Raw genomic sequence first — 15,384 nt, forward strand, 5'->3', positions numbered from 1 at the left:
GTTGCGGCGTCCCGCCCTCGTCCATCCTCCTCAAGACGATAGCGCTTGAGCGGCAGCGACCTCGATCGGTTGCCCAGGAACAGTCTCCATGTCGACAAATCTATCCCTTCTGGCACTGCTTTCTCCCTATCCGCCGGGATGGGGCGGGGTGCTGCTCTCAGGCGCGGTATCCACCGTCCTGATCTCACTCGGCGCCTATCTTGTCGGCATGCTGATCGGGCTTGCGGGTGCGATAGGCAAACTCAAGGGCGGCCGCGCCGTCCGCGTGCTTCTGGATTTCTATACGACGGCCATGCGCGCAGTTCCCGAGCTGATCCTGATCATCGGCCTCTATTATGCGGGGACCGACGGCATCAACAGGCTGCTCTCAACCTTCGGCTTCCCGCCGATCGAGATCAACGGCTTCCTTGCCGCCGTCATGGTCCTGGGGATCGTGCAGGGCGCCTATATGACGGAAGTGCTGCGCGGCGCGATCCTCGCCATTCCCGTCGGCCAGATCGAGGCGGCCAGCGCTTTCGGCATGCGGCCCTGGCTGCGGTTCCGGCGCATCGTGCTTCCGGCGCTGATGCCGAATGCGCTGCCCGGCATGGCCAATCTCTGGATGTCGGTTACCAAGGATAGCGCGCTGATTGCCGTCGTCGGCTACCAGGAACTGGCGCTCGCCACGCGGCTCGCTGCCGGCAATACCAAGCACTATTTCCTGTTCTTCTTCGCCGCTGCCATCCTCTACCTGATGATCACCCTCTTCTCCAACGTCGTGTTCGGCAGTCTTGAAACCTATTTCCGGCGCGGACAGCCGAAACCGGTCTGAGGAGACAAGCGATGGATTTTTCATGGGTCTCCAACTATTGGCCGCTGATCGTCGCTGGCGCAATACAGACCCTGTTGCTGCTCGTCATTTCGGTGGTCTTCGGCTTCGTCCTGGCGATCGGCCTGGCGCTCGCGCAAGTGGGCGGCCCATTGTGGCTGCGCGTCTGTGCGAAGGCCTATTGCACAGGTTTTCGCGGGACGCCGCTGCTCATCCAGCTGTGGCTGCTCTATTACGGCGTCGGGTCTTTCCTGCCGATGATCCCCGGCTTGCGAGCGAGCTTCCTGTGGCCGATCGTGCGCGAGGGCTTCTTCTTCGCTGCGGTGAGCTTCACGCTCAATTATGCCGCCTATGAGGCCGAGGTGCTGCGCGGTGCACTGCTTGCCGTGCCGAAGGGCGAGCTGGAGGCAGGACGCGCCTTCGGCATGACCCGCTGGACGCTGCTGCGCCGCATCTGGCTGCCGCGGGCGATCCGCATCGCGCTGCCGACCATCGGCGGCGAAGTGGTGCTGCAGCTGAAAGCAACGCCGCTCGCCTTCACCGTTACGGTGATGGATCTCTATGCCGTGGCCTACAAGGTCAGGCAGGACACGCTACTGGTCTACGAGCCCCTGATCGTCGTCACCGTCTTTTATGTCTGCCTCACCCTTGTCATCACGCGCGCCTTCCGCTTCGTCGAGATGCAAGTGCCGATACGGCGCTGAAATCGATCGGGCTATCCCGGCATTTGGCCTGACACGCGCATTTGCCGCGCAAATCGCGTCTCCTTCGCCGCGTTTGGACTGCAGACGGAGCGATTGTGCGGCTGAAAATGATGCCATTGCTCTAAAATTCCACGGAATGAAATCGCGAGGAGGACCTGATGACCGCAACGAATCTCTCACATCTTCCGGCCCCACATCTCCCGGCTTATGGCGCCGAGTTTCCCAAGCAGGCGCCCGACGCGAATGCGGGTCTCCGCCGCGACACCTTGGCGCTGAGCGGCGGACTTGTCATCGATCCCGCGACCAAGGCGATCGCGCCGAACATTTCCATGTCCGTCAACAACGTGCTGGTGCCGGGCGACGGTGCTTTTTCGGCCGATGGCGTGGATGACCTGACAGCACTGCCCTTTCTCTATGCGCGCTGGACCAATCCGACGGTGCGCCAGCTAGAACAACGGCTCGCCGTACTCGAAGGCGCCGACGATGCGGTGGCGACGGCGACCGGCGTGGCGGCGATCGGCGCCACATTCCTCACCTTCCTGAAGAAGGGCGATCACCTGATCCTCAGCGATGTCTGCTATGCCGGCGCCAACGAACTGGCGCGACGCATTCTGCCGGATTACGGCATCGAGGTGACGCCGGTGAACATGTCGCGGCCTGAGGACGTGGCGGCCGCTTTCCGACCCAATACCAGGCTCGTTCATTGCGAAAGTCCGTGCAATCCGATCCTGCGCCTCACGGATCTTGCCGCCATTGCCGCGCTTGCGCGACAGCACGGCGCGCTGATGTCGGTCGATTCGACGCTTGCCACGCCTGTTGCAACACAGCCGCTCTTGCTGGGCGCGGACCTCGTCATCCATTCGCTGACGAAATTCATCAATGGCCATGGCGATGCGCTCGGCGGCGTGGTCTGCGGGCGCAAAGAGCTCGTCGAGAAAATCCGCTCGCGCGCCGGCGTCTATCTCGGGGCCTCGATGCCGGCCATGAACGCCTGGCTGATCCTGCGCGGCATCGACACGCTCTTTCCCCGCCTGCGGACGATCTCGGAGACGGCGATACGGGTCGCGACCTTCCTGCAACGTCATCCCGCGATCACGGCCGTGACCTATCCCGGCCTTGTCTCCCACCCGCAGCACGACCTGGCGAAGCGGCAGATGGAGGTATTCGGCGGCATCGTGACCTTCCAGGTAAAGCAACCGGGCAAGATGGCCCAGCAACTTGCCGAGCGTCTCAAGGTCGCTCACTACGCCTTCTCGCTCGGCCATCAGCGCTCGATCGTCGTGCTGCTCGATACCGAGGAGATGATGACCACGACCTACCAGCTCGCCGGCGACCAGCTCGAAGACTACCGGCGTTTTGCCGGCGACGGCGTGTTCCGGCTGTCCGTGGGGCTGGAGGCGCCGAGCGATCTGATCGCCGATCTCGACCAGGCGCTTTCGGGTTGAATGATTGGGCAGGAAGGACACTGCAAGGCGCCCGTGCAGTGGGGATTGAGCTGCGCGAGTCGGAGCAGCACTGACGGAAAGGAAGCGATGGCAGTTTTCACGGATCTTTCGGAGACCGACTGCGCGCGGATCGCCAAAGCCTATCGCCTGGGACGGCTGACCTCGGTGATCGGCATCGCCGATGGCGATGCTGAAACCACTTTCCTTTTCCGCTCCGAGCGAGGCGAGTTCATCGTCACCGTGTTCGAAGGTGGTGCCGATGCCTTCGATCTCGAGCGCGCCTTCCGCACGATGGAAACGCTCGCCGCCGGCGGCATACCCTGTCCCGCGACCTTCCGCACCGATGCGGGTGCGGCGACCATAACGCTGTCGGGTAAGCTGATCGCGGTCGTCGGCTTCGTGCCGGGGTCTCCGCCGAACGAGGTCACGCCCGGAAAATGCCAGGCGCTCGCGAGCTGCGCTGCCCGCATTCACCAGACGCTGAAGCTTTCCACGGAGGCCAGGCTGCCAGGCCTGCCGAAGGGCGCCGTGCATGGTGCGCTCCATCGCGACAACGTCTTCTTTCTCGGAGAGGCGGTCAGCGGCGTCATCAATTTCCGCCTCCGCCATGACGACCTGCTGATCGCGGAGCTTGCCGATCTGCTGCTGCATTGGGCTGCTCGGGCTGACGGTACACTCGACGAGGTGCTCGCTGGTGCACTGCTGGCCGGATATGAAGAAATCCGCCCCCTCAGTCAGGCGGAACGGCAGGCCTTGCCAGCCTTCATTTTGGCGGCTGCCGCCACCTCGCTTGCGCGCAGTGACCGGATTGCCGATCTCGAAGCGTCTGCACTTCGGGCCTTCGTCTCGGCCACCGCCTGCATTGCGGAGATGCGGGCATGAAGCGTATTCTCGACCGCTCCGACGAGCGCATTCTCGCCGAGCTGACCCGCAATGCCCGGATCGCGCATGCGGAGCTGGCCGAGAAAATCAACCTGTCGCGCAATGCAGTGCGCCAGCGCATAGAGCGGCTGGAGCGCGACGGCCTGATCCAGGGCTATACGATCGTCGCGGGCGAGGGAACGCCGCGCGCCTCGGCCATTGCCGCAATGATGTTCGTCTATCGTCATGACCGCATGCGTGGCGGCGACGTCATCCAGGCGCTCAAGCGCCTGCCGGAAGTCGTGTCCTGCGACGTCATGAGCGGGGAATTCGACCTCGTCGTCCGGGTCGAAGCAGGTGCTGCGGACCGCATTCGCGAAATCTGGCAGGACGTTTCAAATCTGCCCGGCGTGCGCGACACGCTGACGGCATTCGCACTGTCTTCAATGATAAAACGCTGACTTAAACGGAAGGGTAAGCTGTGAAATCCATTAGAATCCTCGACGGCGGCATGAGCCGTGAGCTCGTCCGCCTCGGTGCGGAACTCAAGCAGCCGGAATGGTCCGCGCTCGCCCTGATGGAGAGCCCGGAGCTTGTCCGGCGCGTGCATGAGGAGTTCATCGCCGCCGGCGCCGATGTCGTCACCACCAATAGTTACGCGCTGGTGCCGTTTCATATCGGCGAGCAACGGTTCCGCGACGACGGCCGCAGGCTGATTGCGCTTGCGGGACAACTGGCTCGCGAAGCCGCCGATGCGGCGGGAGACCGCAAGGTGCTTGTCGCGGGATCGCTGCCCCCGATTTTCGGCTCCTACGAGCCGCAGCTCTTCAGGCCGGACCTCGTGCAGGACTATCTCGATGTGCTGGTCGAGGAACTCGCGCCCTTCGTCGACATCTGGCTGGGAGAGACGCTGAGCCTGATGGCGGAGGGCGAGGCCGTGCAGCATGCGGTGGCGGGCACCGGCAAACCCCTGTGGATTTCTTTCACGCTCGATGATGCGCCGGGCGCCGAGACACGGCCGGCGGCCCTGCGTTCCGGCGAAAGCGTTGCCGATGCTGCGCGCTGGATTGCCGGATCGGGCGCTTCGGCGCTGCTCTTCAACTGCAGCCGCCCGGAAGTCATGCAGCGCGCCGTCGAGCAGGCGGTCGCTGCCATTGCCGGGGAAGGGCGCCCCATCGAGATCGGCGTCTATGCCAATGCCTTCACCTCGGAGGAAGATGGCGCAGCCAATGAGACGCTGCACGCGACCCGCGACGACCTTTCGGGCGACCGTTATTCCGGATTCGCCTGCGACTGGGTGGAGAGTGGCGCGACAATGATCGGCGGCTGCTGCGGCATCGGCGCGTCGCATATCCGTTGCCTCGCAGCCCGATTAAGGGCAAATGGAGAATAGGTGTTCTCCGGCCCTGTCACCGCTGTCGGTGTCGAAACCCGGCTTGTGACGGCCCTTTCTCATTCATTCCTTGGATTTGTCCTGCGCCGCGCCGGTCGTCGATCTCGTATGGCCGATGAAGCGACCGTAAAGGGCTGATACCCTGGTTACCCGTTCCTCCACCGACGGCCCGATCTGGTTGAACACTCCGTTGAGGAGCAGCGAGATCAGGCCGGCGATCGGCGCGGGCGAATCCCAGAATTGGTTGAGATCGGTTTGTACCGAGAACATCTCGCTCGCGACGTCCCGGCCCCAATCGCAATAGGAATCAGTGATCAGGGTCACCGGCACGCCCAATTTCTTCGCCTCCGCCGCGAGCCGCTGAGCAAGCACTGAGTAGTGTCTGAGCTCGATGATCACCAGGGCCGCATTCTTCGGCTCGGAAAGCAGAAGATCCGTGAAGGTGCCGCCGGCGAGATCGAGCAGGCGCACGCCTGGCCGAAGATATTCGAGCTGGTGCGCCAGCAAATCCCCCAGGCCGCGTTCGGTCTGAAATGCCGCGATGAAAACATGCGGCACATGCGCCAGGCGCTCGACGACCTGCCGCCATTCTTCAGTCTGGGCGATTTCGTAGTTCCGCACAATGGCGGCGATTTCCATCTGTAGTCCATCGGCCAGCGCGCCGTCACCGGCAAGGCTGCGTTCACGATAGTCTCGCAGGCGGTCGCCGATCAGCCAGGGACTGTTTCCGATGTCGCCCTTCAGCGATGTCTTCAGCTCCTTGAAGTGCCGGAAGCCCAAGGCGCGGCAGAACCGTCCGACGGAGGGCTCGCTGACCCCGGCCTTTTCGCCGAGCGACGCCGCAGTCTCGAAAGGCAGGCTTTCCAGATTGGCAAGCATATAGGTCGCGAGCACCTTTTCGACCTTGCTGGCACCCTGCGATAGCTCGACCAAGCGCTCCCTTACATTCCCGTCCGTCATGTCTCGCTTCCGTCGTCTGGGTTTCCAGTTTCGGGCGTTTTCTATCATGATGTCAATATAAGAAAGTTTTCGGTCATGGATCGGCCGTGTCGGCACTTATGGATGCAGCAAGCATCTCCTTGAAGGCCAGATGGAAATGCAGGCGGCGTTTCGACTCTCTCAGGTTCAGCGGGTCGAGTATTTTTTGAATGAAAACTTTCATATATTGACATTGTGAAAGAAAACATTCAATGTCGAAAACATGAGCGAAGGCCCCGCAGCAGGGCTTCTGCGGATCCGAACTGTCAGAGCAATTGAATGGCTCGGGACGGTAAGCCTTCGACGGACTATTTCAGCAGCACCAAACAAAAAAGGGGAATGAAATGAGGCAGAAATCGAAAATCGCAGTTCTGGCTTTTGCGCTTGGCCTGACTGGCGCCGTCGCGGCGCAGGCGGAAACCGTCAGGGTCGCCTTCTCCGCCGAACCCTATCCGCCGTTCACCTCGCTTGACGCTTCGGGCAAATGGGTCGGCTGGGAAGTCGAATTTGAGCAAGCGGTCTGCAAACAGGCCAAGCTCGACTGCGTCATCACCCCAATCGCCTGGGACGGCATCATTCCGGCGCTCACCAGCCACAAGATCGATGCGATCATGAGCTCGATGTCGATCACTGCCGAGCGCCTGAAGACGATTTCCTTCTCCGACAAATACTATAATACGCCGGCCGGCATCGTCGGCAACAAGGAAGACAAGTTCGGCGCCACTCCGGATGATCTGGCCGGCAAGGTGATCGGCGTGCAGATCTCCACCAACAATGCGGATTATGTGAAGAAGCATTTCGCCGGCAAGGCAGCCGAGATCAAGGAATACCAGACCCAGGACGAGGCCAACCAGGACCTCGCCGCCGGCCGTATCGACGCGATCCAGGCCGATACGATCGCACTCAATGCCTTCCTGAAGTCCGAAGCCGGCAAGTGCTGCGACTACAAGGGCAACGTCGCCGACGACCCCGCCGTTCTTGGAACCGGCATGGGTATCGGCCTGCGCAAGGAAGATACGGCGCTCAAAGACAAGTTCAACGCGGCGATCAAGGCGATCCGCGCCGACGGCACCTATGACGCCTTCTCCAAGAAGTATTTCGATTTCAACATCTACGGCGACTGAAAGGTTGTCGTTGCGCATGGCGACTGACGTCGCCATGCGCTCTTGGATTTTCGGTCGAAACGAGCGCCGCCGGGCAGTGCTTCCGGCGCTTGCCAATCTCCGCTTTTGGTCGGGTCTGTCGCAATGCCTGCGACGAGCATCTGCGTTGAGCGGGACGAAACGGCGGCTCGGCTTTGACCGAGGGGGGAATTCATGCAGGTCTATGACATTGCCATCATCGGCGGCGGCATTGCCGGGCTGTCGCTCGCCTACTTCCTCGGCGGCAAGCGCTCGGTGGTCGTGCTGGAGCGTGAGGATAGCCTAGGCTATCACTCGACCGGACGTTCGGCGGCGGAATTCGTGCTGCGCTACAATAGTGACGAGGTCTGCAAGCTCGCGGCGATCTCACGAAGCTTTTTCGACGCGCCTCCGGATGGCTTTACCGATATCCCGCTGCTCAAGCGTCGTGGCGGCATCATCATCTGCGAGCCCGACAAGGTCGAGCGATTGCGTGACCATTTCGCACGGGAAGTGGCTTATGCCCCGTTGCGCATGCTGTCGACGGATGAGGCGCTCGAAATGGTGCCGTTTCTTAATCCAGCCCATGTGGCGGCCGCCTACCATGATCCGGATTTCTGGGATATCGAGGTCGAAAGCCTGTTGCAGGGCTATATCAAAGGCGCCCGTCATGCAGGTGTCGATATCCTGAACCGGGCCGAAATCCTCAATGCGCGGGACATTGGCACGCACTGGCAGATCGACACGCCTGATGGCACTGTCCAGGCAAGGACGGTCGTCAATGCGGCAGGCGGCTGGGCCGATCCGGTGGCGCATTGCTTCGGCGTTCGTGCGAAAGGCGTGGTGCCGCATCGAAGAACCGCAATTCTTGTCGATCTGCCTGCCGATATCGATGCCAACCAACTGCCGGAAGTCAGCGAACTCGACGACAGCTTCTATTTCAAGCCCGATGCCGGCCGGCTGCTCGTGTCGCCATCCGATGAAACGCCCTGCGATCCGGCCGACGTGCAACCCGAGGAGATCGACATCGCCTGGGCGGCGCATCATCTCGAACAGGCGACGACGCTGTCGGTCAAGCGCGTTGCCAAGAGCTGGGCCGGCATGCGCTCCTTTGCCGCCGACCGGCTGCCGATGCTGGGCGCGGCGCCGGATCACCAGCGCTTCTTCTGGCTCGCCGGCCAAGGCGGCTACGGTATCCTCAGTTCGCCGGCGCTTGGATCACTGGCCGCCGCTTTGCTGACGGAAGGCCAAGCGCCGGAGAGTTTTAGGCAGCATGGGCTGGACCCGGCTGCATTCTCGCCGGCACGATTCTGAGATCGGGATGAAAGGTCCGGTCTGGCGGCCTTGAACCAAATGAAGCATATGCAACGTGGAACGAACCTTTGAGAGCAAAGGGAGTCATTCGTAATGCCGATCGAAAATTCCTTTAAGGGAGAATCCATGAACATCCAGCGCTTCGACCCAGGTTCCCGCATGAGCCAGGCTGTGGTCTACAACGGCTTTGTATTCCTCGCCGGCCAGGTCGCCGTTGGCGCGCCCGGCGCCTCCGTCGCCGAGCAGACCCAGAACATCCTCGACAATATCGATGCGCTGCTCGCCCGCGCCGGCTCCGACAAGACGCGGCTTCTCTCGGCCACTATCTGGTTGTCCGACATATCGACCTTCGACGAGATGAACCCGGTTTGGGAGGCCTGGCTGCCGGCGGGTCAGGCGCCGGGCCGCGCCACTGTCGAATCCAAGCTCGCTGGTCCGGAATTCACCGTCGAGATCGGTATCATCGCCGCGACCGGCGCCTGACCCAAATCAGAATCGCGGTCAGTTGCTGCCGCGATCAGGTGACCACGGCCGGCCGGTGTTTTTCGAGCAGGACAAGGCCGAGAATGCCGGCAAGCGCCATGGCGACGCCGAGCCAGGCCGTGTCTGAATAGCCCAGATAATGCGTGCCGATGGCAAAGGTCAGTGCTGTCAGCCCGCTTCCCACAAAGGTATTGATCGGATTGAACGACGTGCCAAGGCCTGGCCGGCCCGGAAATAAATCCTGGAAATAGGTCAGCGGCATTGACAGCAATGCCGCAGCGCCGGCGGCTGCGAGGGTGGTCAGGGTGTAGATCTGCCAGGGTGCGGTTGCCAGGCTGAGCGCCGCCATGAAACCGGCATAGATCAGACCGGCGATCACCAGGATCGAGAGAATATCGAGTCGTTTCAGCAGATTGGCCCACATCAGCATGAACGGGATCTCCAGAAGGGCGATCATGCCGGCAATGATACCGACATCGGCGGTCTTGCCGCCAAGTTCGACGGTGAGGATCAATGGCCAGAGCGTGCTTGCAAGCCGGATCGTGCCGGTCAACGCAGCCATGGAAACCGTCCGCGCCAGCATGACTGGCGTCGCAAGTTCACCGAGTGCAGAGAAGAAACCCGCTTGCGATTTCGGCCGGCTCCCATCGCTCGCCGGCTTTGCCAGCAGGAACACGGAGCAGAAAAAGATCGCCAGCGCGCAGATCCCGGCGACGCCCCAGGCACCGGTCATGCTCGCAGAGCCGGCAAATGCAAGGCCCATCGCCGCCGGCATGACCACCCAGGCAGCCGACATGAAGGCGCGGACCGTGGCGTTGATCTGGGCGGCATCCCGGCTAGGAAGGTCGGCCGTTTCCGCCCGAACGCTCACGAAGATCAGCGAACTGACGGACTGGAAGAGCGGGATGACGAATGCAGTCGCCGCAATGAAGACCGGCACCGAAGGGAAAAGACAGATGGCGCCGTAGCCGAGCACCCCCATCAGCGCCATGGCGATCATGATCCTGCGCCGGTCACCGATCAGGTCGGAAAGAATGCCAAGGGAGACGCTGATCGTCACCGCAGACACGGATGTGACGAAGACCAGGACCGAATAGGCCTGATCGCTCATGCCCAGTTCCCGGATCGCCGTGATCGAAAGATAGGGCAGGGTCGAGCCATAGGCGGAGCCCTGGACAAAGATCATCAGGGCGAGGAGCAGCAATTGCGGATGGGCGCGGATGTGGCGCAGGGAATGAAACATCGGAGTATGGCAGTCTATGAAGCGGATATCCGGACAGTTGGAGGACGGATGGAATCAAAGCCAGCCGCACCATGGAATGGATGCAGGCAGTTATCCGCATTCCACCTTAAGTTACAAGCCAATTGAATCGATGCGTGTCATTCCAAAACCTGCTTGGTTGATCGCATGGAACTGCGTCGGAGGCAATTGCGGGTTAGGCAGCGCTCACGTCGACCGGCCTTTGAAGACGTGTCGGGTTGGCGTCAACCACTCGGTGTCCGCTGAAAGTCGAAAATGTTCTGCGTCGCCAAGGCGGCGGCGCCGCGCGCCCAGGAGTTCGACACCCAGTCGGGGATCAATTCGGGCTTCGAGAAGAAGCAGAACCGCTCCATCGTCTCCCGGATAGGGCCAAGCAGGAGTTCTCCGAACTGCACCGCTTCGCCGCCGACGATGATCACATCGGGATCCAGCATGTTGACGACATCGGCCAGATGCCGTCCGACGCGCGAACCCGCATCCCGCAGGATGGAGATCGCCAGTTCCGATCCACTGGTCGCCGCCTCGACGAAGCCGTCACGTGAGATCGGCGCTCCCGCCAGGCGTTCCCATTCGTCGAGCATGTAAGGCTCGGCCGCGTGCGCCATCAGGCAGCCGCGCCGGCCGCACTCACATCGCCGTCCGTCCACCACCGACGTGATGTGGCCGAGTTTTCCGGCAGCACTTCTGCCGCCATGGTATATTTCACCTTTGATCACCAGCGAGCAGCCAATGCCTGCGCCGATCGCTAGCGCCGCAAAATTCTGATGATCCCTTCCTGCCCCGAACAGTTTCTGGGCAATGCCGAAGGCGTTGACGTCGTCGTCGATCCACACGGGGACTTTGACGCGCTCTGCCATGAGTTCGGCGAAGGGAAGACTTTCCCAGCCGAATCTCGGGCTCTGGATGCACGTACCCGTCACCGGATCTATCTCGCCGGGGATTGACACGCCGATACCCATGACGTCAGATTCGTTTCTGCCGGCGATGGCTAGCAAAGCGGGGATCGTGTTGGCGATCGACCCGGTGATCCCATCCGGCGTCGTGTCCGATATCGCCACGTCGATCGAGGCGAGTGCTGTGGTCGACAGATCGGTCAGGACGCAGTTGATGCTGTCCTTGTTGAGCTTGAAACCGAAGGCCAGCCGCGAACCGTAATTGATGTCGATCGGTGTCGATGGCCGCCCCTTGACATTGGCGATCGCTTCCCCCTCCTGCACCAGCGCCTCGTCCATCAATTCTGCGACGACGAAGGTGACAGCCGCCGGACTCAAGCCGGTCAGCGCAGTGATGTCGGCGCGCGACATCGGTCCGTCACGACGGAGATGGTTGAGGACCATTCGGCGGTTCAGCGCCCGCGACATGGTGGCATTGATCTTCATGGCTGTCTGCGCCTTTATTTTTTTTGTTAAAATAAATATTGTCCAATTGCCGAAAGTAAGCTAGGTTGGCTTCGTTGGCAATTGAGGAGTGTGCCGCGGCTCGATATTTCATCGCTGCATCGCGGTAGCGAACAATCACATCGGATTTCGGCGGAGATCGCACGGGAGAGGCCTGTGCGACGGCGGCGAAGCTTTGTCTGGAGGAGACTTTCATGAATGATTTGACGACATTGCTCATGAGGGCGGCGCCGTCGCGCCGTCAATTCATCCTGGGTGCGGGGACGGTGCTCGCTGGCGCCGCGCTTGGCGCGCCTGCGATCGCGCAGTCCAAGGAGATAACGATCATCTCCAATATCGGCGACGCCGGACAGCGCGGCGTGCTGCAGAAGATCGCCGACGGCTTCTCCAAGGAGAGCGGCATCAAGGTCACGATCAACAATATGGATCACGAGGCGCACAAGACGGCGATCCGCAGCTATCTCGTCGTCGGGGCGCCGGATGTCTGCTTCTGGTTCTCGGGCAACCGCATGAAGGCCTTCGTCAAGCGCGGCCTGTTCGACGACATTTCCGACCTGTTCGCCAAGGAAGACTATAAGAAGGTCCTCGGCCCGGCGACGGGCGCGGTCACGGTGGACGGCAAGCAATACGGCCTGCCGCTCGCGGGCCTTCTCTGGGGCATGTTCTATCGCAAGGACGTGTTCGCCGACAAGGGCTGGACGGCGCCCAAGACTGTCGATGAACTCTTCGCACTTGGCGAGAAGGCGAAGTCGGCGGGCATGGTGCCGGTCAGCATCGGCACCAAGGAAATGTGGCCGGCCGCCGGATGGTTCGACCATATGAATCTCAGGATCAACGGCCTCGACAAGCACATCCAGCTGATGGACGGCAAGATGGCCTATACCGACCCGGCCCTGAAACCCGTCTTCGACAAATGGGAAGAGATGATCAAGGGCGGGCTGTTCAGCCCGAACCACACCTCTTCAGGTTGGGAACAGGCCGCAGCCGCGCTCGCCCAGAAGAAGGCGGCGATGATGGATCTCGGCGGCTTCATCAAGTATGGCTTCCCGCCTGACCAGGTGAACCAGATCGCCTTTGCGCCTTTCCCCGAAATCGTGCCCGGCATGGCCCGTTACGAGGATTTCGCCCTCAATTCCGTCCATGTCCCCGCCAATGCGAAGAACAAGCAGGGCGCCCGTGACTTCCTGGCCTATTTCTACAAGCCGGAAAATCTCGGCGCCTTTATCGAAGCCGAAAGCGGCGTGCCGCCGCGCAGCGACTGCCCGCCAAGCAACGATCCGCTGGTCAACGCGGCAGTCGAATCCCTGAAGACCGTCGCGGGTTCGGCGCAATATTACGACCGCGACACCGATCCGGACATGGCACAAGAGGGCCTGAAGGGTTTCCAGGAATTCATGGTCAAGCCGGAACGCCGCGACCAGATTCTCCAACGCCTCGAAGGAACGCGCAAGCGCATCTTCAAGGCCTAAGGTCGGCAGCGGTCGCGATTCTCCCTAACGCACCGCATTTCGGGCGGGCACGCGCCCCATATCGCGTGCCCGCCTGGAGCTCCAGAATAGTCGCATAGCGGAAAGACCCTCTCTGGCCTGCCGGCCATCTCCCCCACAAGGGGGGAGAAGACTCGCGGCACTCTCCCTGCCTCAATTGGCGCGAAGATGGCGCGGCAAGCTAAGTCTCTCCCCCCCACAAGGGGGAGGCGCTAACCCGGCCTTACCGCGGAGGCCTTAATTGGGTCGAGGCGGTTCCACAAGTCTTCTCCCCCCTTGTGGGGGAGATGGCCGGCAGGCCAGAGAGGGTCTTTTTTTTCGCATGCGATTACCCCTCGAAGCCCGGCTTTGACCCCGGTCCCTGTTTAAAAAACTCAGAGGTGTCTGACATGTCAGGACTATGGCGACGCCACAGGCATTGGATCGCCCCAACGCTGTTCATCATGCCGGGAGCCGTGCTTTTCGGTGTCGTGATCATCATCGCCTCCATCCAGACGATCTGGGTGTCGTTCTTCGATTGGGACGGCGTCGGCGTCAAGCAATGGGTGGGGTTCGCCAACTATGCCGAGCTGTTCGGCGATCCCCAGTTCTATGTGTCGCTCAAGAACAATGTCATCTGGCTGGCGATGTTCATGCTGGCGCCGCCGATCGGGCTGGCCCTGGCGCTGCTGCTCAACCAGCCGATCCGCGGCATGCGGGTGCTGAAATCGCTGTTCTTCGTGCCGCTGGTCCTGGCGTCGGTCACGGTCGGCGTCGTCTTCACCTGGTTCTATGATCCGACCTTCGGCTTGCTGTCGCTGATCTTCGTCCAGTTCGGAGCCACGGCGCCCGCGCTGCTGTCCGACGAGCACCTCGTCACCTTTGCCGTCGTCATCGCGGCGCTGTGGCCACAGATCGCCTTCTGCCTCGTCCTCTTCCTTGCCGGGTTGAACAACCTCAGCGACGACCTGATCGGGGCCGGCCGCGTCGATGGCGCACGCGGCTTCCATATGCTCTGGCACATCATCCTGCCGCAATTGCGCGAGGTGAGCTTCATCGCGCTTGCCGTCACCGTCATCGGCGCTCTGCGTTCGTTCGACATGGTGGCGGTGATGACCACGGGCGGGCCGTTCGGCTCCTCCGAGGTGCTTGCCTACCAGATGTATGAGCAATCCATCTTCTCATACCGCTTTGGCTATGGTGCGGCCATCGCGACGGTACTTTTCGTGATCATGGCGGCGTTCATCGCCTGGTATCTGCGCACGCTGCTCAAACCGGAAGAGGAGGGCGTCTGATGTATCCCCGTCCCATTGCCGAAGACGCGCCGCTCAGGCGTACTCTCTATGTCAGCCTTGTCGCCCTCGTTCTGATCCTCTGGCTGGTGCCGCTGATCGCCGTCATGGCGACCTCCATGCGCTCCTTCGAGGAAGTGATGGCGGGCAATTACTGGGGCTGGCCGAAGAGTTTTCACTTCATCGAAAACTACACCGCGGTGTTCAAGCAGACTGCCATGGCGCATTATTTCCTCAACAGCCTGATCATCACCGCGCCGTCGGTGATCGGCGTGCTGGTGCTCTCGACGCTGACGGGCTATGTGCTCTCCCGCTACCGGTTTCGCGGTGCGAATCTGATCTTTGCCCTTTTCGTCGGCGGCAATTTCCTTCCGGCCCAGATCATGATGATCCCGGTGCGCGATCTCATGGTGTCGCTCAATCTCTACGACACCTATTACGCCTTGATCATCTTCCACGTCGCCTTCCAGACGGGGTTCGCGACGCTGTTTATGCGCAACTTCATTGCAGCGCTTCCCGACGAGCTCTTCCAGGCGGCGCGGGCGGAAGGAGCATCGCCATGGCAGACGCTCATCCACGTCGTGGTGCCGTTGGTGCGTCCGGCCCTGGCGGCGCTCGCCATCCTCACCTTCACCTTCGTCTGGAACGACTATTTCTGGGCGATCGTGCTGACGCAGAGCGACGCGGTCAAGCCGGTGACGGCCGGATTGAGCAATCTCCGTGGCGAGTGGGTATCCTCGTGGAACCTGGTGGCCGCGGCCACGATCATGGTCGCGATCCCGCCCGTCGTCATGTTTTTCCTCATGCAACGCCACTTCATCGCCGGCCTGACGGTCGGTGCGGTGAAGGGCTGACACCAAT

General features: G+C 61.6%; 16 protein-coding genes. 12 read left to right on the forward strand and 4 right to left on the reverse strand.

Going from position 1 to position 15,384, the window contains the following annotated elements; translation table 11 throughout:
* The first annotated feature begins 88 nt into the window (after positions 1 to 88).
* The 6 genes from AC1D06_RS00815 (at position 89) to AC1D06_RS00840 (ending at position 5,211) form a co-directional block, all read left to right on the forward strand.
* Complete coding sequence (locus tag AC1D06_RS00815; RefSeq protein ID WP_477984266.1) at positions 89 to 811, forward strand: ABC transporter permease; 723 nt, start codon at positions 89 to 91, stop codon at positions 809 to 811.
* Positions 812 to 822: 11 nt separating this feature from the next.
* Complete coding sequence (locus tag AC1D06_RS00820; RefSeq protein ID WP_477984268.1) at positions 823 to 1,512, forward strand: ABC transporter permease; 690 nt, start codon at positions 823 to 825, stop codon at positions 1,510 to 1,512.
* A 158-nt stretch (positions 1,513 to 1,670) separates the two neighbouring features.
* Positions 1,671 to 2,957, forward strand: a complete 1,287-nt coding sequence (locus AC1D06_RS00825; protein WP_477984270.1) for a trans-sulfuration enzyme family protein — start codon at positions 1,671 to 1,673, stop codon at positions 2,955 to 2,957.
* Between the two features lie 87 nt (positions 2,958 to 3,044).
* The gene (locus tag AC1D06_RS00830; RefSeq protein ID WP_477984272.1) at positions 3,045 to 3,839 is read left to right on the forward strand and encodes a phosphotransferase; all 795 of its coding nucleotides are present in this window, start codon (positions 3,045 to 3,047) and stop codon (positions 3,837 to 3,839) included.
* Positions 3,836 to 4,279, forward strand: coding sequence for an Lrp/AsnC family transcriptional regulator (locus AC1D06_RS00835; RefSeq protein ID WP_477875369.1), 444 nt, complete (start codon positions 3,836 to 3,838; stop codon positions 4,277 to 4,279). Before AC1D06_RS00830 ends, AC1D06_RS00835 begins: the two co-directional genes overlap by 4 nt.
* Positions 4,280 to 4,299: 20 nt before the next feature.
* Positions 4,300 to 5,211 carry a homocysteine S-methyltransferase family protein gene (locus AC1D06_RS00840; protein ID WP_477875370.1) on the forward strand — a complete coding sequence of 304 codons (912 nt, stop codon included), beginning with the start codon at positions 4,300 to 4,302 and terminating at the stop codon, positions 5,209 to 5,211.
* Positions 5,212 to 5,274: 63 nt separating this feature from the next.
* Here AC1D06_RS00840 and AC1D06_RS00845 read toward each other — a convergent pair whose 3' ends face one another.
* Entirely contained in the window at positions 5,275 to 6,171 is an 897-nt protein-coding gene (locus AC1D06_RS00845; protein WP_477875371.1) for a MurR/RpiR family transcriptional regulator, read from the reverse strand.
* 362 nt (positions 6,172 to 6,533) lie between these two features.
* Here AC1D06_RS00845 and AC1D06_RS00850 point away from each other — a divergent pair, with 362 nt between their 5' ends.
* From AC1D06_RS00850 to AC1D06_RS00860, 3 genes are all read left to right on the forward strand, one after another.
* Positions 6,534 to 7,313 carry a transporter substrate-binding domain-containing protein gene (locus AC1D06_RS00850; protein ID WP_477875372.1) on the forward strand — a complete coding sequence of 260 codons (780 nt, stop codon included), beginning with the start codon at positions 6,534 to 6,536 and terminating at the stop codon, positions 7,311 to 7,313.
* Between the two features lie 192 nt (positions 7,314 to 7,505).
* Positions 7,506 to 8,624: an NAD(P)/FAD-dependent oxidoreductase gene (locus tag AC1D06_RS00855; RefSeq protein ID WP_477984274.1), complete on the forward strand. Its 1,119-nt coding sequence runs from the start codon at positions 7,506 to 7,508 to the stop codon at positions 8,622 to 8,624.
* A 126-nt stretch (positions 8,625 to 8,750) separates the two neighbouring features.
* Complete coding sequence (locus AC1D06_RS00860; protein ID WP_477875374.1) at positions 8,751 to 9,107, forward strand: RidA family protein; 357 nt, start codon at positions 8,751 to 8,753, stop codon at positions 9,105 to 9,107.
* Between the two features lie 34 nt (positions 9,108 to 9,141).
* On the opposite strand, the gene AC1D06_RS00865 is transcribed toward AC1D06_RS00860, so the two are convergent.
* The 3 genes from AC1D06_RS00865 to AC1D06_RS00875 all read right to left on the reverse strand — a co-directional run bounded on the left by AC1D06_RS00865 (position 9,142) and on the right by AC1D06_RS00875 (position 11,985).
* On the reverse strand, positions 9,142 to 10,350 hold the full coding sequence (locus AC1D06_RS00865) for an MFS transporter (RefSeq protein WP_477984276.1): 1,209 nt from the start codon (positions 10,348 to 10,350) through the stop codon (positions 9,142 to 9,144).
* Between the two features lie 242 nt (positions 10,351 to 10,592).
* On the reverse strand, positions 10,593 to 11,747 hold the full coding sequence (locus AC1D06_RS00870) for an ROK family protein (protein ID WP_477875376.1): 1,155 nt from the start codon (positions 11,745 to 11,747) through the stop codon (positions 10,593 to 10,595).
* A complete protein-coding gene (locus AC1D06_RS00875; RefSeq protein ID WP_477875377.1) occupies positions 11,680 to 11,985 on the reverse strand; it encodes a hypothetical protein in 306 nt (101 codons plus the stop codon). Before AC1D06_RS00875 ends, AC1D06_RS00870 begins: the two co-directional genes overlap by 68 nt.
* On the opposite strand from AC1D06_RS00875, the gene AC1D06_RS00880 reads away from it, so the two are divergent.
* From AC1D06_RS00880 to AC1D06_RS00890, 3 genes are all read left to right on the forward strand, one after another.
* Positions 11,960 to 13,234 carry an ABC transporter substrate-binding protein gene (locus AC1D06_RS00880; RefSeq protein ID WP_477984278.1) on the forward strand — a complete coding sequence of 425 codons (1,275 nt, stop codon included), beginning with the start codon at positions 11,960 to 11,962 and terminating at the stop codon, positions 13,232 to 13,234. The genes AC1D06_RS00875 and AC1D06_RS00880 overlap by 26 nt on opposite strands.
* A 407-nt stretch (positions 13,235 to 13,641) precedes the next feature.
* Complete coding sequence (locus AC1D06_RS00885) at positions 13,642 to 14,526, forward strand: carbohydrate ABC transporter permease (protein WP_477875379.1); 885 nt, start codon at positions 13,642 to 13,644, stop codon at positions 14,524 to 14,526.
* A complete protein-coding gene (locus tag AC1D06_RS00890; protein ID WP_477875380.1) occupies positions 14,526 to 15,377 on the forward strand; it encodes a carbohydrate ABC transporter permease in 852 nt (283 codons plus the stop codon). Before AC1D06_RS00885 ends, AC1D06_RS00890 begins: the two co-directional genes overlap by 1 nt.
* The last annotated feature ends 7 nt before the right edge of the window (positions 15,378 to 15,384 follow it).

This window comes from Rhizobium sp. P2_G2, from assembly GCF_056403555.1.